Origin of the sequence: Shinella sp. CPCC 101442 (assembly GCF_024704725.1) — a bacterium.
Taxonomy (GTDB): domain Bacteria; phylum Pseudomonadota; class Alphaproteobacteria; order Rhizobiales; family Rhizobiaceae; genus Shinella.
This window is the reverse complement of sequence record NZ_JALIQS010000003.1, coordinates 502,739-520,450: the sequence shown is the minus strand read 5'-3', so window position 1 is coordinate 520,450 and position 17,712 is coordinate 502,739. Positions and strand designations below refer to the sequence as shown.

At 61.6% G+C, this 17,712-nt stretch carries 17 protein-coding genes and 1 other RNA gene; 13 read left to right on the top strand and 5 right to left on the bottom strand.

The genetic code is table 11. From position 1 onward, the window contains the following. Positions 1 to 57: 57 nt before the first annotated feature. Complete coding sequence (locus MUO32_RS13090) at positions 58 to 726, bottom strand: outer membrane protein (RefSeq protein WP_257948742.1); 669 nt, start codon at positions 724 to 726, stop codon at positions 58 to 60. Positions 727 to 960: 234 nt separating this feature from the next. Here MUO32_RS13090 and MUO32_RS13085 point away from each other — a divergent pair, with 234 nt between their 5' ends. Then, positions 961 to 2,520, top strand: coding sequence for a bifunctional diguanylate cyclase/phosphodiesterase (locus MUO32_RS13085; protein ID WP_257948741.1), 1,560 nt, complete (start codon positions 961 to 963; stop codon positions 2,518 to 2,520). 65 nt (positions 2,521 to 2,585) lie between these two features. After that, positions 2,586 to 3,989: a serine hydrolase gene (locus MUO32_RS13080; RefSeq protein WP_257948740.1), complete on the top strand. Its 1,404-nt coding sequence runs from the start codon at positions 2,586 to 2,588 to the stop codon at positions 3,987 to 3,989. Here the strand turns inward: MUO32_RS13080 and MUO32_RS13075 are convergent. Further along, entirely contained in the window at positions 3,974 to 4,375 is a 402-nt protein-coding gene (locus MUO32_RS13075) for a ketosteroid isomerase-related protein (protein WP_257948739.1), read from the bottom strand. The two genes, MUO32_RS13080 and MUO32_RS13075, sit on opposite strands and share 16 nt — an antisense overlap. Before the next feature lie 82 nt (positions 4,376 to 4,457). On the opposite strand from MUO32_RS13075, the gene MUO32_RS13070 reads away from it, so the two are divergent. Then, positions 4,458 to 5,045 carry a GNAT family N-acetyltransferase gene (locus tag MUO32_RS13070; protein ID WP_257948738.1) on the top strand — a complete coding sequence of 196 codons (588 nt, stop codon included), beginning with the start codon at positions 4,458 to 4,460 and terminating at the stop codon, positions 5,043 to 5,045. 22 nt (positions 5,046 to 5,067) lie between these two features. Here MUO32_RS13070 and MUO32_RS13065 read toward each other — a convergent pair whose 3' ends face one another. The 3 genes from MUO32_RS13065 to MUO32_RS13055 all read right to left on the bottom strand — a co-directional run bounded on the left by MUO32_RS13065 (position 5,068) and on the right by MUO32_RS13055 (position 8,047). After that, the gene (locus tag MUO32_RS13065; protein ID WP_257948737.1) at positions 5,068 to 6,003 is read right to left on the bottom strand and encodes a lytic transglycosylase domain-containing protein; all 936 of its coding nucleotides are present in this window, start codon (positions 6,001 to 6,003) and stop codon (positions 5,068 to 5,070) included. Positions 6,004 to 6,134: 131 nt separating this feature from the next. Beyond that, the gene (locus MUO32_RS13060; protein WP_257948736.1) at positions 6,135 to 6,764 is read right to left on the bottom strand and encodes a LysE family translocator; all 630 of its coding nucleotides are present in this window, start codon (positions 6,762 to 6,764) and stop codon (positions 6,135 to 6,137) included. 68 nt (positions 6,765 to 6,832) lie between these two features. Beyond that, entirely contained in the window at positions 6,833 to 8,047 is a 1,215-nt protein-coding gene (locus MUO32_RS13055; RefSeq protein WP_257948734.1) for a pyrophosphate--fructose-6-phosphate 1-phosphotransferase, read from the bottom strand. Between the two features lie 281 nt (positions 8,048 to 8,328). Between MUO32_RS13055 and MUO32_RS13050 the strand changes: the two genes are divergently transcribed. The 10 genes from MUO32_RS13050 to MUO32_RS13005 all read left to right on the top strand — a co-directional run bounded on the left by MUO32_RS13050 (position 8,329) and on the right by MUO32_RS13005 (position 17,674). Beyond that, positions 8,329 to 9,069, top strand: coding sequence for a DnaJ family molecular chaperone (locus tag MUO32_RS13050; protein WP_257948733.1), 741 nt, complete (start codon positions 8,329 to 8,331; stop codon positions 9,067 to 9,069). After that, positions 9,066 to 9,830, top strand: a complete 765-nt coding sequence (locus MUO32_RS13045; protein WP_257948732.1) for an N-acetylmuramoyl-L-alanine amidase — start codon at positions 9,066 to 9,068, stop codon at positions 9,828 to 9,830. The genes MUO32_RS13050 and MUO32_RS13045 overlap by 4 nt, the downstream gene beginning before the upstream one ends. 348 nt (positions 9,831 to 10,178) lie before the next feature. Beyond that, positions 10,179 to 10,754, top strand: coding sequence for a lytic transglycosylase domain-containing protein (locus tag MUO32_RS13040; RefSeq protein WP_374708640.1), 576 nt, complete (start codon positions 10,179 to 10,181; stop codon positions 10,752 to 10,754). Between the two features lie 68 nt (positions 10,755 to 10,822). Next, on the top strand, positions 10,823 to 12,004 hold the full coding sequence (locus tag MUO32_RS13035) for an FAD-binding oxidoreductase (RefSeq protein ID WP_257948731.1): 1,182 nt from the start codon (positions 10,823 to 10,825) through the stop codon (positions 12,002 to 12,004). 41 nt (positions 12,005 to 12,045) lie between these two features. Continuing rightward, positions 12,046 to 12,441: RNase P RNA component class A (gene rnpB, locus MUO32_RS13030), an RNA gene on the top strand. Between the two features lie 185 nt (positions 12,442 to 12,626). Continuing rightward, positions 12,627 to 13,436: a M10 family metallopeptidase C-terminal domain-containing protein gene (locus tag MUO32_RS29305; RefSeq protein WP_308311287.1), complete on the top strand. Its 810-nt coding sequence runs from the start codon at positions 12,627 to 12,629 to the stop codon at positions 13,434 to 13,436. A 613-nt stretch (positions 13,437 to 14,049) separates the two neighbouring features. After that, positions 14,050 to 14,490: a division/cell wall cluster transcriptional repressor MraZ gene (mraZ, locus tag MUO32_RS13020; RefSeq protein WP_257948730.1), complete on the top strand. Its 441-nt coding sequence runs from the start codon at positions 14,050 to 14,052 to the stop codon at positions 14,488 to 14,490. Positions 14,491 to 14,504: 14 nt separating this feature from the next. After that, entirely contained in the window at positions 14,505 to 15,530 is a 1,026-nt protein-coding gene (gene rsmH / locus MUO32_RS13015; protein WP_257948729.1) for a 16S rRNA (cytosine(1402)-N(4))-methyltransferase RsmH, read from the top strand. Positions 15,531 to 15,533: 3 nt separating this feature from the next. Continuing rightward, positions 15,534 to 15,932, top strand: a complete 399-nt coding sequence (locus MUO32_RS13010; RefSeq protein WP_257948727.1) for a hypothetical protein — start codon at positions 15,534 to 15,536, stop codon at positions 15,930 to 15,932. Further along, on the top strand, positions 15,932 to 17,674 hold the full coding sequence (locus MUO32_RS13005) for a penicillin-binding protein 2 (RefSeq protein WP_257948726.1): 1,743 nt from the start codon (positions 15,932 to 15,934) through the stop codon (positions 17,672 to 17,674). The genes MUO32_RS13010 and MUO32_RS13005 overlap by 1 nt, the downstream gene beginning before the upstream one ends. Positions 17,675 to 17,712 lie beyond the last annotated feature (38 nt).

Here is a 17,712-nt window from a genome sequence, read left to right as displayed (position 1 = left end):
AAATTACGGTTAGCGGTCGGTTAAAACGGGCGACGCGAACGCCGCCCGGATTGCCGGTCAGAATTTCATGCTGACGCCGAGCATGATGGAATGCGAATCGAGATCGCCGTCCCGGCCCGCAGCCTGGAAGATGTCGGAGCTGCGATAGTCGGTGTAGCGATATTCAAGGCGTCCGGCCACGGTGTCGGTAAAGGCCTGCTCGACGCCGGCGCCGACCGTCCAGCCATGGGACGTATCCTTTTCCTTCACGCCGGTATCGACGTTTTCGAGTGCGGCATTGGTGAAGGCCCAGCCGCCCGTCGCATAGACCAGCGTGCGGTCGAAGGCATAGCCGAGACGCGCGCGGACCGACCCGCCCCATTTCGTCTCCGCCTCGTAGGTCGTGCCGCCGGAAGCGAAGCGATCATTGTTGAAGTCGTGTTTGACATCGGCTTCAACGCCGTAGACCCAGCCATCGTTGAAGACGTTGTAGCCGGCGAAGGCGCCGAGCGCGAAACCGCCGATGCGCTGGTCGATGGCCGGCGCCGGGCCGTCGGAATTGACGCCGGTCCAGGCATAGCCGGTGTTCACACCGACATAGAAACCGCCCCAGTCGTAAATGCCGGGTGCCGCCTCCACGATGGGCGTTTCCACGGGCGGTTCGGCGATGGTCATGTCAGCCGCGAAAGCCGGCAGCGCGCTGGCGGTGACGAGGATGCCGGCGGCACCGAAAATGATGGATTTCATGTGATGGTCCTTTTCACTCGATACTCGCGCAAAGCCCCGCACGCGAATGACAACATGGTTCCAACGCACATAGGCGCCGAGTGTTCCGAAGAAATTTGGACCCGCTGAATCTGGCAGGTGAACGCCAACCTTCGCTTAACACTCTGTCATTGTTTGTCGGCTAGAAACATCACCGGGCCGATGGCGGTTCGCACGCACCCTGTTGTCATGATAACAACGGTTTAGGGTTACATGATGTTGAAAACCTTGTTGCCGAGGATCGAGCAGCGTTATGCGCTGACGGGGTCCGTTTTCGGAGCTTTCCTTCCAACCCTGTGTTTTGCCGCCGACCAGCTTTTGCGTGATGAAACGCAGGCCAGTCTTTTTGGCTTTTCCGCTCCCACCGCGACGGCGCTCGCCCTCATGCCGGTGTTTTTCGGCGTCGGTTTCTACCAGATCGGCCGCTCCAAGGCGCAGCTCATCGAAGAGCTTGCCCAGCGGCGGCAGACGGAACAGCGGTTGTCGCACGATGCCTATCATGACCGGCTGACCGGGCTCGGCAACCGCTTCTGCCTGGAGCGGGACATCCAGGCTGCGGTGGAGGATGAGGATGAGGATGCGCGACCGGCGTTACTGCTCATCGATCTCGATCGCTTCAAGTTCGTCAATGACAGTCTTGGCCATGATGCGGGCGACGCGCTGCTGGAGGCGATTGCCGATCGGCTGCGGCGCGCACTCTCCACGGTCGCCCGCGTCTACCGGCTCGGTGGCGACGAATTCGTGGTGACGATCGCGGGGCATCCGTCCGAGGGCAAGATCGAGAATGTCTGCCGCACGATCTGCACGCTCTTCGAGGAGCCGTTCGAGCTGAAGCGCAACCGTGTCACCAGTGGCTGCAGCATCGGTGTCACCTTCATGGAGGCGGACGATACGTCGATGTCCGAACTGCTGAAGCGCGCCGATGTCGCGCTCTATGAGGCCAAGGAGGCGCATGGCAGCGGCTTCCGCTTCTTCGATGCCGCCCTTGCCGCCGACGTGCTGGCGCGGGCAGAAATCGAACGCGATCTCGCCAAGGCGCTCGATGCCGATGAATTCTTCCTCGAGTACCAGCCGATCGTCGGCGTCGAGAGCCGTGTGGTGCGCTCCTTCGAGGCGCTGCTACGCTGGCAGCATCCCGAAAAGGGACGGATCATGCCGGCGGTCTTCATTCCGGTCGCGGAAAAGACCGGACTGATCCTGCCGCTCGGCAACTGGGTGGTACGGGAGGCCTGCCGCGAAGCGGCCAATTGGCCGGCGCCGGCGGGCGTGGCCGTCAATGTCGTGGGGGATCAGTTCAAGGATCGCGCCTTCGTCGACTATGTGAAGCAGTGCCTCGCCGAGAGTGGTCTCGCACCGGGACGCCTGACGATCGAGGTGACGGAGTCGGTCTTTTCCGTCGACGAGACGGTCATCCGCGAAAGCCTGTGCGAGCTTCGCGACTATGGAGTGCGCGTCGCGCTCGACGATTTCGGCGTCGGCTTCTCCTCGATCAACAATCTCAGGGCGTTCCCCATCGACCAGTTGAAGATCGACCGCTCCTTCGCGCGGGCGATGATGGAGACCAAGCGTGACGCGGAGCTTGTCGATATCATTCTCAAGCTCGGCCAGACCTTCCAGGTCGCGACGACGGTGGAGGGGATCGAGACCGAGGGCCAGCTCGATTTCATCCGTCAGCGTGGCGCTTCCGAGGCGCAGGGTTTCCTGATTTCTGCGCCGGTCGGGGCGGGCGATGTCCGGCGTCTTCTTCAGAAACCGGAAAACAGGCTTTCGGCCTGAGGCGCAAAAAGCCTTTTCATGACAGTCAAATCCTGATTGTCTCTGGCTTGGACGGAGGGGCCTCGATGAGACGATTCTACAGGCTGGCCGCTTGGATGCTTTCGCTTCTTGTCCTCACCGTGGTGGTGGGGGCGAGCTGGCTCATCGTATCGCCGCCCGCACTGCTCAGCGTCGGCTCCGGCTATGCGGCCAAGATCGTCTGCTCCAGCGTTTTCGTGTCCGGCCGTGACGCCCGGCAGGTTCTTGCCGAGGACGTGCAGGCGCCCGGCCATCCGCTGTTGAGACTGATGCGGCAGGATGTCGATTTCACGGAGAAGACCGTAACGACCCATCTCTTCGGTCTGTTCGCACCGGGTTATGCCGCATGGCACGAGGGGTTCGGTTGCTCCAGCGTGCCGGATGGCGATTTCCGTGCCGCACGGCAGGCGATCTCGGATGTAAGGTTGCCGAAGATACCGGCAGGTGATCCTGCGATCCTCTGGCCGGATGGCGAAAGTGTCGCGATGAATGCGGCGATTGCCGCTCTGCTTGAGGATGCCGAATTGACCGGTCCCGGCATGCGCGCGATCGTCGTGGTGCATGACGGCCGCATCGTCGCGGAAGCCTATGGCGACGGTTTCGACGCCACGATGCCGCTTCTCGGCTGGTCGATGACCAAGTCGGTCAACGCCGCCCTGCTGGGCCGGCTGATGCAGGCGGGCGCGTTCACGCCGCAGTTGAACAATCTCTTCCCGGATTGGCGGGGCGATGCGCGCTCCACCATCACGCTTGGCCAGCTGCTTGCCATGGAAAGCGGGCTTGCCTTCAACGAGAACTACGGTGACGTCGCCGACGTGACGCGCATGCTCTATCTCGAGCCCGACATGACGCGCTTCGTGCTGTCGCTGCCAGCGGAAGCCAATCCCGGCGAGCGGTTCAACTACTCCAGCGGCACGGCTCTGCTTTTGTCGCGCATCTGGATGAGCGCGCTTTCCGGGCGCAGCCAGGCGTTGTCCTTTCCGACGAAGGCGCTGTTCGGGCCGCTCGGCATGGCAAGCGCAGTGCTGGAGCCGGACGAGACCGGCATCTTCGTCGGCTCGTCCTACATGTATGCGACGGCGCGCGACTGGGCGCGGTTCTCCCTGCTGCTCTTGAACGATGGCGTGTGGAAGGGCGAGCGGCTGCTGCCGGAAGGTTTTGTCGCGGCCATGGGGACACCAAGCAAGGCGTCCGCCGGCACCTACAGCCAGATGCAGACCTGGCTCAAGGGACCGGGTGCCAAAAGCGATGCCGAGCATGGTCTGCCGGCCGATACATTCTGGCTACGCGGGCATGACGGCCAGTCGGCCACCGTCATTCCCTCGAAGAAGCTTGCGGTCATCCGGCTGGGGCTGACGCCATCGAAGCTCGGTTACGAGCCCCAGCCGCTGATCAGGCGCATCCTCGATATCGTGGATGCCAAGGACGCGACGGTTCAGGCGCCGACCTGAGCGATCCAGTCATTGAGATTGTAGGTGTTCGAGATACGGGCGACCTTGCCGTCGCGGATCTCGAAAAAGGCGCCGGCCGGCAGCACATAGGTCTGGCCGTTGGCTTCCGGCAGGCCCTCGTCGGTCGCCAGATACTGGCCGTTGACGACGAATTCAGCAGCACCGCGCCGGCCGTCCTCGCTCGACATGATGACGATATCGGTCAGCGTCTCGCGGTAGCTGCGGTTCATGTGCGCCATGAAGTCGCGAAAGGCGTCCTTGCCGACCTGGCGGCCGCCCTGGTTGATGTCGTGGACGACATCGTCATGCAAGAGATCGAAGAAGGCCTCCATATCCTGCCTGTTGAAAGCATCGTAATAGGCGCGGATCGTCTCTTTTGCTGGCATGTCATCCCTCATATCGTTATCGCACGGGTCAAACCCGATCGCCTTATAACATTGTTCAAACCGTTGGGAACATTCACGGATCATGCAGATCAAGATTGTCCATGGAGAAGCGGTGACGCCGCATATCGCCGACCTCGCGCGCCTGCGCACCACCGTCTTCCGCGCCTTTCCGTACCTCTACGAAGGCAGCGAGGACTATGAGGCCTCCTATCTCGCGACCTATGCGCAATCGCCCGAAAGCCTCTTCGTGCTGGCGCTCGACGGCGAGACGATCGTCGGAGCCTCGACGGGTGTGCCGATGACGGACGCCTCCGATGTCTTCAAGGTGCCGTTCGTGACCGCGGGCATCGATCCGGCAACCGTCTTCTATTTCGGCGAATCCGTGCTGCTGTCGACTTATCGGGGCAGGGGGCTCGGCGTGCGTTTCTTCGAGGAGCGAGAGGCCTATGCGCGTCGACTCGGCCGGTTCGACTGGTGCGCTTTCTGTGCCGTCGAGCGCCCGAGCCATCACCTGCTCCGTCCAGCCGACTATGTGCCGCTTGACGAATTCTGGAGCAAACGCGGTTATGCGCACCGCGTGGATTTGCGCACGATGCTTGCCTGGCAGGATATCGGGGAAGCTGGCGAGACGGAAAAACCGATGTCGTTCTGGCTGAAGCCGGCGCGGTGAAAGCGTTTAGGCGAAGACCGGCTTAACGCAGGCCGGTCTCGTCGAGCAGACCCTTGCGCTTGGCGTGATAATAATAGCCGGCCGCATAGAGGCGCACGGCGCCGTCGTTCTTGTCGTCCGCAACCATCCAGGCACCGCGCAGATACTTGCCAGCATATTTGATGTTCGTCTCGGCGTCGAACAGGCCTTCAGCCGGGCCTTCGAAGCCCATGCTCTTGGCCGTCGAATACTTGATCTGCATCAGACCGTAGTGACCGCGATTGAACGCCCGCGGATTGTAGGTGCTTTCACGCTTCACGACGCGGTGCAGCAGCGATTCCGGAATGCCGTAGAGGCTTGCATATTTGGTGATCAGCGCATCGATCGGCGTGCCGGATTTCTTGAAGGGCTGCTCGGCCTGCGGCACCATCAGGCGCGTTTCTGTCGTCAGAACCGCGTTGCTGATTACGGCGGGCTTGGCCATCGGTACGATCTTGTGTGTGGCAACAAGCTGTTCGAGGCCCTCGGGCTCACCGCTGTCGAAACCCGGCTCCATGACCGAAACGCCGATCACGGTGTCATAGGTTTGCGTTGCCGCGGTTTCGGCGCTCGCCACCTCGACTGTATTGCCGGCGAGGGCGGCGGTCGCTGCCGCAGCGCCCGTCATCGTCTTGGCTTCGGCAAGGGCCGAGACCGGAACCGCACCGGCGGCCTCGCCCGCTGCGACGACGATCGGCGTCGGCAGGGCTTGTGCGGTGTTTTCCGTGCCGGGCTTCGCGGCCGGCAGAGCGGCATAGGCGACTTCGGTCGTCGTACCGTCGGCAGCGGCCAGATCCGTGGTCGTCGTGGATGTCGGCTTCACCGTTCGCGCCGTCGTTGCGTCGTCGGCAACGCTGGCGCAGCCGGCAAGCGTCACAAGAAGGCCGGCGCAGGCAAGCGTGGCAATGCGTGCCGGACGGGAAACGGTGGTATCAGCCATGGTCGTCGCTCTCGGTTTGCTGGGGGGTAGGGCGCCGGAACGCCCTCGCTTTTGCAAATCAATCGGCCGTGGCCGTATCCCGCTCATAACCGATCAGGCCGAAAGCGGCAACCCGCAGACTTACCGATGCGTCACGCCGCCGCCCGCTTGAGGCCGGCGGTGAGCAATCCCGCGCCGATCAAAAGCGTGCCGCCGGTGCGGTTGACGACCTTCTGAACCGAGGGTTTGCGGATGGTTTTGCGTGCGGCGGAGGCGAGAAGCGCGTAGGAAAAGGCGTTCAACGTGGCGAGCACGAGGAAGGTGATTTCGAAGATCACCATCTGCGGCAGAACCGGCTGCGAGAGGTCGAGGAACTGCGGCAGGAAGGCGACGAAGAAGACGATGCTCTTGGGGTTCAGCGCCGTTACCACATAGGCATGGGCGAAGATGCGGAAAGGCTTTTCCTCCGCGGGCGCTTCGCCTTCCGCCCCAGCCGAGACGGGCGCGCGCCAGAGCTTGATGCCGAGCCAGATGAGATAGGCGGCCCCCACCCATTTCAGCACGGTGAAGATTGCCGCCGAGGTGGCAAGCAGCGCGCCGAGGCCGAGCATGGAGGCGGTCATGGCGGTAAAATCGCCGAGCGCCACACCGGCGACCGTGGCGCCGGCCGTCTTGCGACCGTGGCCGAGCGCATAGGAGATCACGAGCAGGATCGTCGGGCCGGGAATGGCGAGCATCACGGCGGATGCGGCGGCGAAGGCAAGCCAATGTTCGAAGGACATAAAAAACTCCCCGGATCGATGTCGATCCGGGGAGCAAGCCATTGCAAATTTTTGCCGTCAAGCGGGATTTACGCTGCCGGCTTCCACTTCTGGCCGATCGTATCCATCACCTCGCCGAACCATTTTGCCGAGGTGTCGAAATGTTTGCCGCCCTTGATGCGCGGGAACTCGATGGTGCGCAGCTTGCCGCCCTGACCTTCGTCATGGCCGGTGACGCCGGAAACCTTGTTCAGCGCGCTTTCGACGGCAAGGTCGGTCATGCTCTGGATGAGGCGTAGGTCATCGCGGTTGGCCGGTGCGGAGCGGGCGTAGTAGCCCGATTTCTGTACCATGGAGCGTTCTGCGCCGAGGAGTGCGCCGAACTGCTTGGTGAACCAGTTGCCGACATTGATCGTGTCGATCTTCACATGGCCGAAGGCATCGCGCTTGACGGTCTCGCCCGCGGCTTCCCGCTCGGCGACGATGGCGTCGAGGCAGGCGCCCTCCGAAACGAAGAGGGTGACGAAGCCGGCGCGCTCCATGACACCCTTGAGGCGCTCGGCCTCGGTCTCCAGGTTGAAGTCCAGCTCCGGCAGGTAGAGGCCGTCGATGTTCTTCAACTGCTTGTTCATCATGAAGCCGTCGACATATTCGTTGCTATCGGTCTTCTGGATATAGGCACGCGCGGTGGCGGCGGTGAGCCAGCCGCAGTGGCGACCCATCACCTCATGCACGACGAGGGTTTTCGGCGCGGCGCTCTGCTCGTTGCTGACATGGTCGAAGAAGCCGGCGCCGACTTCGGCGGCCGTCCAGGCGCCGAGCGACTGGCGGATCGGCACGACGTCGTTGTCGACAGTCTTCGGCAGGCCGACGACGGTGAGATTGTAGCCATTGGCGCCGAGATAGGCGGCAAGGTCGGCCGCCGTCGTGTTGGTGTCGTCGCCGCCGATCGTGTGCAGGATGGTGATGCCGTCCTTGGCGAGCCGCTCGGCCGCGACGCGCAGCGGGTTTTCGCCTTCCTTGACGAGGCCGCGCTTGACGCAGTCGGCGGCGTTGGTCAGCTTCACGCGGCTGTTGCCGATCGGCGAGCCGCCGTAGCGGTGGAGGAGGGGCGCCTTTTCGCGCATGTCGCTGGTGATCTCGATGCGGTCGGCCAGGAGCAGGCCCTGGTAGCCGGAGCGATAGGCGACGAGTTCGATATCGGGCGCAACATCGCTGTAGCGTTCGATGAGGCCTCCGACGGCGGACGACAGACAGGGCGCGAGCCCGCCGGCGGTCAGCATTGCGACTTTCTGCTTAGGCATAGTTCCTCCTCAGGGATTCCTCGAAACGCGCGCACTCTCTAGCGGAAATCATACGGCATTTAAATGACGGTGCGAGATGGTTTTCCACCTCTTTGTTCCTCCGTTCGCTTTCAGCACTCGGAACTCGTACCAGTCATTCCCCGGTTCGGGCGGGAGGGATGGCGTGGCAATCCGAAATGCCATCGCCCCATCTATTGAGGGGCATCAAAATTTCGGCATAGGGCTGAAATCCGACTTTCCATGCCTTGCTTTCCCTGCAATTGTCTGATCAAAATCACCTTATGTTCCAAAATTCGCCAAGCTGCTTCATCAGTGCCGTATGGGATCGCCTTGTCGGCATGGTCTCCGATGCCGCCAGCAATGTGCTGTCCGGCGTGGTCGAGGCCGTGCGCACCCTCTTTGAGGGTGACCCGGAAACACGCCGGCAGGTTGCCTTTTCGGTCGCGATGATCGCGCTTTCCGCCAAGATGGCGAAGGCCGACGGCATCGTCACGACGGCCGAGGTCGATGCCTTCAAGGATATCTTCAAGTATCCCGACAATCAGGCGGCCAATGTCGCCCGGCTCTATAATCTCGCGCGGCAGGACGTTGCGGGCTACGAGGCCTATGCTGAGAAGATGAAGGCGCTCTGCGTCTCCTGCGAGAAGAACTGCCCGATCCTCGAGGATATCGTCGATGGCCTGTTCCACATCGCCAAGGCCGATGGTCTCATCCACGAAAACGAAATGGCGTTCCTCGGCCGCGTCGCCGAGATTTTCGGCATGGTGGACGAGCGCTTCGAGCAGATTACCGCGCGCCATGTGCATGTCAGCGGCCGCGACCCCTACAAGGTTCTCGGTGTCAAACCGAGCGACGACTTCGCGGATATCCGCAAGCGCTATCGCGTGCTCGCCTCGGAACACCATCCTGACAGGCTGGTGGCCCGTGGCGTGCCGGCCGAATTCCATCAGATCGCGAACGACCGCATGGCCGCGCTCAATGCCGCCTATGAGGCGATCGAGAAGGAACGCTGCGCCGCATGAGCGCATTCACATGTGACTATTCCGGCGCGACCCCCGCGCCGTCGCCGAATTTCGGCGAGCGGGTGGGCGGACGCTCTCCCGATATCCTCCTCCTGCATTATACCGGCATGGCAACGGCGGACGGCGCGCTGAAATGGCTCTGTGCGCCGGAAAGCCAGGTTTCCTGTCATTACTTCGTGCATGAAGACGGACGTGTCGAGCAGCTCGTGCGCGAGAAGGATCGCGCCTGGCACGCCGGCAAGAGCTTCTGGAAGGGTGAGGCCGATATCAATTCTGCCTCGATCGGGATCGAGATCGCCAATCCCGGCCATCCCGGCGGACTGCCGGATTTCCCCGAAGAGCAGATCCAGGCGGTCGTCGAACTGTGTCTCAATTGTGGCGAGAGGTGGGGAATTGCCCCCGAAAGGGTGCTGGCGCACAGCGATGTGGCCCCCGTTCGCAAGGTTGATCCGGGTGAAAAATTCCCGTGGGGCCGCCTGCACAAGGCGGGCGTCGGGCACTGGGTGGAGCCGTCTCCCATAGCGGGTGGGCGCTTCTTCCAGCGGGGGGATGCCGGCAAGCCGGTCGAGGCCCTGCAGACCATGCTGTCGCTCTATGGCTATGGCACTGAAATCGATGGGATTTATTCGGAAAGAACGGAAGGCGACGTTGCCGCTTTCCAGCGTCATTTCCGGCCGGAAAAGGTCGATGGCATCGCCGATTTTTCGACCATCGACACGCTGCATCGGCTGCTTTCCGCGCTGCCGCGACTGGGTGCGTGACGCTCTCTGCGTATATTCGAATATTACGCTTTGTAACAGAAGTTTACCACTTCGCCACATCCTCACCCGATTGGGCATGTCTTTTCCATCTGCGTTCGTTGCAGCGCAACATGCGGTCAGGGCCTGATCGCAATCAACGAGGATTACGACGTTAGCGCAGGGTGCGCGGCTTGAAATGCCGCCCCCAAAGGCATCGCCTTTGCGCCTTTTGGAGACTGAAACTAGATGAGAAGACTTGTTGCTGCCCTCAGCGCGGCCTGCTTTTGTGTGTCCATTTTTTCCGCTGGCATGGTGCATGCAGCCTCTGAAAGGATCCAAACGCAAAGTCCCCGCCTGGCATCCCAGCCCGTGGTCAAGACCCCGGTGAAAGCCAAGGCTGAGAGGACGAGCAAGGCCAAGGTCTCAAGCAAGCAGAAGTCCCGCAAGACCGCGGGCAACCGCAACAAGCGCAAGGCCGTCATCGAAAAGGACGGCGTCGTGGTGGGCAAGTTGAAGACCTATAAGAGCACCGCCGGATTCCCGAGGGCTGAGAACCCTTTGACGAACGCCGTCAAGTCGGCGGGCTATTCCAGCCTCATCCAGACCTATGCGAAGACCTATGGTGTTCCGGTCGATCTTGCCCATGCGGTCGTGCGCGTCGAGAGCAATTTCAACCCGAAGGCACGCGGCAGCGCCGGTGAAATCGGCCTCATGCAGATCAAGCCGGCGACGGCGCGCATGATGGGGTATCGCGGCAACGCCAAGGGGCTCTACGATCCGGAAACGAACATCAAGTTCGGCATGAAGTATCTTGCCATGGCGCATGATCTCGGTGGCGGTACGACCTGCGGCACGATCCTCAAATACAATGCCGGCCACGGCGCCAAGCGCATGAACCCGGTCTCGAAGCGCTATTGCGGCAAGGTGCAGAGCATTATCGACTGAGTGGTTTCTCGCAGGCTGGATTCGAAACCGTGCCATGCTATCCATGCCTCCAAAACATGAGGTGAAGCATGGTTCGGCATTTCGATTTCGTCGTCGTGGGCAGGGGCATGATGGGGGCGGCCGCAGCGCGCCACCTCATCCGCACGGGCGCATCCGCTGCGCTTGTCGGCCGGGGAGAACCGGCGGACTGGAAGACCCACGATGGCGTCTTCGCCAGTCACTACGACAGCGGCCGCATCACCCGCACCATCGATGGCGATCCGGACTGGGCACTGCTCGCCAAACGCTCCATCGCCCGCTACCGGGACCTGGAAGCCGAAAGCGGTATCACCTTCTACGGCGAGACGGGTTGCCTGATCACCGGCCGTGCCGGCGGTGACTACATCACCTCGGTGGCAGCCGTCGCCCGGCGTCACAAGCTCGACGCTCCAGTGCTCGATCGCGGCGGACTGCGGGCCCAGTTCCCCTGGTTCGACCTGCCGGAGACATCCTCCGGCGTGTTCGAGGCGAAGGGCGCGGGCTATATCGATCCTCGAAAGCTTGTTGCGGCGCAGGTCGCCTGCTTCGAAAAGGCGGGCGGCGTTTGCGTTCTCGAGGATGTCGTATCCGTGACGGAGGTCGGCGACCGCGTATCGGTGGCGCTGAAGACGGGTGGCGCGGTGACGGGTGGGCGCGTGCTCGTAGCGACCGGCGGCTTTGCCCGGGATCCGGGGTTGTTGCCGATAGTGCCGGCGCTCGTCGTCAAGGCGCGTACCGTGGTGCTGGCGCAGCTGACGCCGGGGCAGGCGGAGGCCTATCGCGACATGCCGTCCTGGATCGATGAGAGCGCCGATCCCTCGGAGCATTTCTATTTCCTGCCGCCGATCGTCTATCCTGACGGACATTCCTATCTCAAGATCGGCGGCGATCCGACCGACATCGAGATCGACGAGGAGTCGGCGATTCGCGACTGGTTCCGCGGGGCGGGCACGCCCGGTGCGATCGTCCATCTCCAGCGCCTGCTGGCCCGCTCGATCCCGGACCTGAACCCCGTGCGTCTCCTTTCGGCGCCCTGCGTCACCACCTTCACGGAGCACGGCTATCCCTATGCCGGCTTCGTCGAGAGCGAGCGGATCGCGCTTCTCACCGGGGGCAACGGCATGGCGGCCAAGAGTTCCGACGAGATCGGCCGCCTCGGCGCCGACCTCGTGGTTCGCGGCCGGATGGACGAACCGGACTATGCGACCGATTTTGCCGTTCATTTCCGCTGAGGCTCTGGCCTTTCCCTTCGCTATGGGCTAGTCAGCGCCTGCCAGTTGGCTGGGCAGCCGCGCTCTGCAAGTGCCGAAAGGCCGCAGGGGGAGGAAAGTCCGGGCTCCACGGAAACACGGTGCCGGATAACGTCCGGCGGGGGCGACCCCAGGGAAAGTGCCACAGAAAGCAAACCGCCTTCCTCGGAAGGTAAGGGTGAAAGGGTGGGGTAAGAGCCCACCGCGGCCATGGCGACATGGACGGCAAGGTAAACCCCACCGGGAGCAAAACCGAATAGGGATGACGCGGACCGCGCAAGCGGTCCAGCCTGTTTCCGGGCCGGTCATCCGGGTGGGTTGCAAGAGGCCGGGCGCAAGTCCGGTCCCAGATGAATGGCTGCCACGTTCCGGTGCAAACCGGAGCCATACAGAACCCGGCTTACAGGCCAACTGGCAAAAATTTCCTCGTTCGCGGTTTTTCCCATGGTGTCTTCTCGAATTCTCCGGAATTGGTGAAGCTCCTGAGAAAGACTGTCGGAGCTCCATTCAGTCCCGTTGACACGATGGTGTTGCTTATATCTAAATTTCAATCCGGGTTGGGCAAGCTTCGAATTTCCATCGAAGCCATTGATGAGGACGTGAAATGGCGAATTTTATTCTCGATGCAATTTATGGATTCAACTATAAAAAAACATTCATTTGGGAAAACTATCGAGATCACAATGATATGTATAGAGATTCTGTCGAAACGAATTTCTGGTATAATAACGACCTCCTTTCTTTTGTTGGAACAGGACTGTCGACAACGAAATCCGGAGTTTTCAATGGCGGTACGGTCGAAGGCGTTTATGTAAGCAGTCCATATCGGAAGCTATATATTTCGGAAGTGGATGTGTCCGCGAAGCTGATTTCTTCGCTTATCAGAAAGAATACGGCAGACTCCAAGGCCGAAATTTTCAAGAATATATTTTCCGGCGATGATGACATCACGCTTGGATCGGGTGCGGATGTTATCGATGCTTTCGGTGGGGACGATACCGTTCGCGGACGTGGAGGCAATGATGTTATTGCGGCCGGCGCCGGGAACGATGTTCTCTTCGGTGGAACTGGAATGGACAAGCTGACCGGCGGTGCCGGGGCCGATATCTTCGTCTTTGATGCCAAGGCCTCCAAGAAAAACATCGATACGATTACGGATTTTTCCGCGAAGAGCGACGTAATTTCCCTTGATCATCTGTTCTTTCGGGGGTCGCATGGCGGTCTCGGCACCCTTATTGAGGAAGAGTTTCGTATTGGGGTAAAAGCTCAGGATGAATTTGATCGCGTCATATATAACAACAAGACTGGCGCCCTGTACTACGATGCTGATGGAAATGGTCGCGCTGTCGCGGTTCAATTTGCAATCCTGAACAAAGGCTTGGCTCTTACGTCGGATAATTTTGATATTATGTAACGCTTGCTGTTGTCGTGCCGACCGTATCGGCATCCTGAGGAGGCTGGTTGCCTCCTCAGGTTAATGTGGCGCACGGCGTGACGCCGTTGTTGCGGGGCGGCGTGCGAAGCGCCATGAAGCCCGCCGCGATTTGCTACGCGAGCGGCACCTGCTTGCTGATGCACCCTGAACCCGACATGCGGGTTGACCGCCAAAACTTTCCCTTTCGACGTTTTTTTCATGACCGGCTAATGCGCTGAAATCCTAGGGTTTCGCGCATGCCTTGCCGTGCGTTGAAACGCACGCGGATGGTGTCTTGTCGTCTGCAAATACAAGGCGTTGCGGGGCGCTTCCTAACGTTTTGTTAAACTTAACAGCTTATAAACGTTTGACGGTCTGAACGCGGGGAACGAGGTCACTTCCCATTGACGCCCATATGGTCCCATGGTATCCCAAAATCACACTGCACGAGGACGCATGAGCGTCCGATCATCGCTAAGCTTTGAGGCAAACCGGCTGGGGACGGTGCGACGCGTAAGCGTTGCATCAGCGCTGGTGCCTGCGCGCAGTGTGGTGTTGGATTTGCCGGGGTGGATGCACAGCGTCCCGGCTTGGGGAACGGCTGTATCGTGTCATGAACCGGTTCCTGTCGAATGCGACGAACAGGGTCGATGCCAAGGGAAGGGTTTCCGTTCCTTCGGCGTTTCGCTCCGTGCTCGCGCAACGCGACATCCGGGAGCTGTATTGCTTCCAGGATTTCTTGTTTCCGGCGATCAGCGTCGGTGGGCTGGATCTGCTCGATCGTTTCGAGCGCCAGATCGCCAGCGAGGATGTTTTCTCGCCGAAAGCCAATCGGATGTCGCTCCTCATTCACGGGGGCGGGGTCTTCATGAAGCTCGATTCGGAGGGGCGCCTGCCGGTCACGGATTTCATCCGGGATTTCACGGGCATCACGACGGATGTGACCTTTGTCGGTCGGGCGGATCATTTTCAGCTCTGGGCACCGCAGATATTCGAAGCCACGCAGGCGGCGGCCCGGGAAGAGTTCAGGATGCGAGGCCTGGGCTCGGAATAAGACGGAGAATCGGAATGACGGCGGATCTAGGCGGAGGTTTTACTGATGCCGAAGGCGGACCGGTCCGTCACATTCCGGTTCTTCTCTCCGAGGTCATCGAGGCGCTTGCGCCCAAGCCCGGTGAGATCATTCTCGACGGCACCTTCGGGGCAGGCGGCTATACGTCCGCCATCCTTGCTGCCGGCGCCGACGTCATCGGCCTCGACCGCGATCCCAATGCCATTTCCGGCGGGCAGGAACTGGTCAAGGCCTCCGGTGGCCGGCTGACCCTCATCCATTCGCGTTTTTCCGAGCTCGCCGATCATGCGCCCGCAGGCGGGCTTGATGGCGTCGTGCTCGATATCGGCGTGTCCTCCATGCAGATCGACGAGGCCGAGCGCGGCTTTTCGTTCCAGAAGAACGGCCCGCTCGACATGCGTATGTCCGCATCGGGCGTTTCGGCCGCCGACGTGGTGAACCGCGCGAAAGTTTCCGATCTTATCCGCATCTTCGGTTTCCTGGGTGAGGAGAAGCAGGCCGGGCGCATCGCCCGCGCCATCGAGAAGGCGCGCGAGAAGGAGCCCTTCACCACGACGCGCCAGCTTGCCAATCTCATCGAGCTGACGACGCCGCGCAAGGCGAAGGACAAGATCCATCCGGCGACGCGCGTGTTCCAGGCGCTGCGTGTCTTCGTCAACGACGAACTCGGCGAGCTTGCCGAAGCGCTGTTTGCCGCCGAGCGGGCGCTGAAGCCGGGCGGGCGTCTCGTCATCGTCTCCTTCCATTCGCTGGAAGACCGCATCGTCAAGAAATTCTTCCAGGATCGCTCGGGCAAGGCGGCTGGCTCCCGGCACCTTCCCGAGGTTCACGACAAGGCCGCAACCTTCGCACCAGTCGGGCGCCCTATGGTGGCGGCCAGTGACGAGGAGAGCGCGGTCAACCCGCGCGCCAGATCCGCGAAGCTGAGGGCAGGCGAGCGCACCAGCGCTCCTGCCGGGACGGATGATCTGTCCATTTTCAATCTGCCCAACCTTGCCAGCATCGAGAAGATGGGAAGCTGAGTGATGTTCCGTACCCTTGATGTCGTGATGATCGCCGTCATGACCGCAGCAGCCACCGTCACCTATTCGCTCAAGCACCAGGCTGAGAACAAGCTGGAAGAGGTGCGCAAGCTCGACGCCGAGATCAAGCTGGAGGAGGATACGATCGACCTTCTCAAGGCCGACTGGGCGCTGCTGTCCCAGCCGAACCGTCTCAATCGTCTCGTGAAGACCTTTGAAGCCGACCTGAAGCTCGTGCCGACCGAATCGACCCAGCTCGCGCAGCCGAACGAGTTGCCGATGCCGATGGCCGAATTGCCGGCGCTGGAGCCTGCCAAGGACGAGAAGGTGGCCGACGGCAAGCAGAACAAGAAGAAAGCCTCGGGCACGGATGCAATCCAAACCGGATCGGTGGCGCGCTGATGTCTTTCCTCTCCCGCATCATGGTCATCAAAAGCAAGGCGCATTTCAACGCCGGCGGCAACAACAATACCGGCGCGGGCGGCCCGGCTTTCGAGGGCACGCGCAAGCGCTCGGGTTCGCAGGCCCGCAGCCGCGTCGCCGTCATGATCTGCTGCTTCGGGATCGCCTACGCCGTCATTGGCGGCCGCCTTGTGCAGTATGGCATGGCCTCGCCCGAAACCGTTTCCGCCATCGGCCCGGCCGATCACCTGATGGCCTCGCGCCCCGATATCGTCGACCGTAACGGGGAAATCCTCGCCACCGACATCCGCACCGTCTCGCTCTATGCCGAGCCGCACAAGATCGTCGATGCAGACGAAGCCGTCGAAATGCTGGCGACGGTGCTGCCGGATCTCGACCGTCGCGGGATTTATCGCAAGCTCACCTCCAAGTCGCGCTTCCAATGGCTGAAGCGCCAGCTGACACCCAAGCAGCAGAGCCGCATCCTGGCGCTCGGTATTCCCGGCGTCGGCTTCCGGCCGGAAAAGCGTCGCTTCTATCCGGGCGGTGCGACCGCTTCGCACGTCGTCGGCCATGTCAATATCGACAACCGCGGCATTGCCGGCATGGAGCGTTATATCGACAGCCAGGGCCTTGCCGATCTTGCCGCCATCGGCATGACGAGCGACGCCAAGCTGGAGCCGGTGCGCCTCTCCATCGATCTCCGCGTCCAAGCCATCGTGCGCGAGGTCGTCAAGGACGGCATGGAGAAGTACAAGGCGCTTGCCGCCGGTGCCGTCGTGATGGATGTCAATACCGGCGAAATCCTCGCCATGGCCTCGGTGCCGGATTACGATCCGAACAACCCGGCCGAAGGTGCCAAGGACGGCTGGATGAACCGCATGTCGAACGGCACGTTCGAGATGGGCTCCACCTTCAAGAGCTTCACGACCGCCATGGCGCTCGATTCGGGCAAGGTGAAGATCACCGACAGCTTTGACGCGCGCGCGCCTATCCGCATCGGCGGCTTCACCATCAAGGACTTCCACGGCAAGCACCGCGTGCTGACCGTGCCGGAAATCTTCCAGTATTCGTCGAACATCGGCACGGCCAAGATGGCTGACGTCGTCGGTATCGCAGGGCACAAGGAGTTCCTGACCCGCCTTGGCCTGCTGACCCGGATGGAGACCGAACTGCCGGAAGTGAAGACACCGTCGCAGCCGCGCGAATGGAAGAAGATCAACTCGATCACCATCTCCTTCGGCCACGGGGTTTCCACGACGCCGCTGCAGACGGCGGTGGCCGCTGCCGCCCTCATGAATGGCGGCCGGCTCATCAACCCGACATTCCTGCCTCGCACGGCCGAGGAGGCAAACGAAATCGCCAAGGTGGTCGTGAACCCCGACACCGTCGACAAGATGCGCTACCTCTTCAAGCTGAATGCTAATGACGGCTCCGGCCGGCGCGCGCTGGTTCCCGGCTTCAATGTCGGCGGCAAGACGGGCACGGCCAACAAGGTTGTCGGCGGCCGCTATTCGAACACGCAGAACTTCAACGCCTTCCTGTCCGCCTTCCCGATAGACGACCCGAAATATGTGGTCCTGACCTTTATCGACGCGCCGCAGACGGGTGAGGGCGGGGGGCGCACCGCCGGTCTCAACGCGGCGCCCATGGTGGGCGAGATCATTCGCCGTTCGGCTGCCCTTCTCGGTGTAAAGCCGAAATTCGGTGAGGACGGGTCTGCCTTGCTTGTGTCTTATTGAACGGAGAAGACGGGGCGTCGATTCGGAAGCGAAACGGC

What these genes read in the sequence shown, in the direction of transcription:
- MUO32_RS13070 (WP_257948738.1), top strand. Translation starts at nt 4,458, where the DNA reads ATGCAGATCAAGATTGTCCATGGAGAAGCGGTGACGCCGCATATCGCC.
- MUO32_RS13065 (WP_257948737.1), bottom strand. Translation starts at nt 6,003, where the DNA reads ATGGCTGATACCACCGTTTCCCGTCCGGCACGCATTGCCACGCTTGCC.
- MUO32_RS13060 (WP_257948736.1), bottom strand. Translation starts at nt 6,764, where the DNA reads ATGTCCTTCGAACATTGGCTTGCCTTCGCCGCCGCATCCGCCGTGATG.
- MUO32_RS13010 (WP_257948727.1), top strand. Translation starts at nt 15,534, where the DNA reads ATGTTCCGTACCCTTGATGTCGTGATGATCGCCGTCATGACCGCAGCA.
- rsmH (WP_257948729.1), top strand. Translation starts at nt 14,505, where the DNA reads ATGACGGCGGATCTAGGCGGAGGTTTTACTGATGCCGAAGGCGGACCG.
- MUO32_RS13085 (WP_257948741.1), top strand. Translation starts at nt 961, where the DNA reads ATGTTGAAAACCTTGTTGCCGAGGATCGAGCAGCGTTATGCGCTGACG.
- MUO32_RS13090 (WP_257948742.1), bottom strand. Translation starts at nt 726, where the DNA reads ATGAAATCCATCATTTTCGGTGCCGCCGGCATCCTCGTCACCGCCAGC.
- MUO32_RS13005 (WP_257948726.1), top strand. Translation starts at nt 15,932, where the DNA reads ATGTCTTTCCTCTCCCGCATCATGGTCATCAAAAGCAAGGCGCATTTC.
- MUO32_RS13050 (WP_257948733.1), top strand. Translation starts at nt 8,329, where the DNA reads ATGTTCCAAAATTCGCCAAGCTGCTTCATCAGTGCCGTATGGGATCGC.
- MUO32_RS13045 (WP_257948732.1), top strand. Translation starts at nt 9,066, where the DNA reads ATGAGCGCATTCACATGTGACTATTCCGGCGCGACCCCCGCGCCGTCG.
- MUO32_RS13035 (WP_257948731.1), top strand. Translation starts at nt 10,823, where the DNA reads ATGGTTCGGCATTTCGATTTCGTCGTCGTGGGCAGGGGCATGATGGGG.
- MUO32_RS13055 (WP_257948734.1), bottom strand. Translation starts at nt 8,047, where the DNA reads ATGCCTAAGCAGAAAGTCGCAATGCTGACCGCCGGCGGGCTCGCGCCC.
- MUO32_RS29305 (WP_308311287.1), top strand. Translation starts at nt 12,627, where the DNA reads ATGGCGAATTTTATTCTCGATGCAATTTATGGATTCAACTATAAAAAA.
- MUO32_RS13080 (WP_257948740.1), top strand. Translation starts at nt 2,586, where the DNA reads ATGAGACGATTCTACAGGCTGGCCGCTTGGATGCTTTCGCTTCTTGTC.
- mraZ (WP_257948730.1), top strand. Translation starts at nt 14,050, where the DNA reads ATGAACCGGTTCCTGTCGAATGCGACGAACAGGGTCGATGCCAAGGGA.
- MUO32_RS13075 (WP_257948739.1), bottom strand. Translation starts at nt 4,375, where the DNA reads ATGCCAGCAAAAGAGACGATCCGCGCCTATTACGATGCTTTCAACAGG.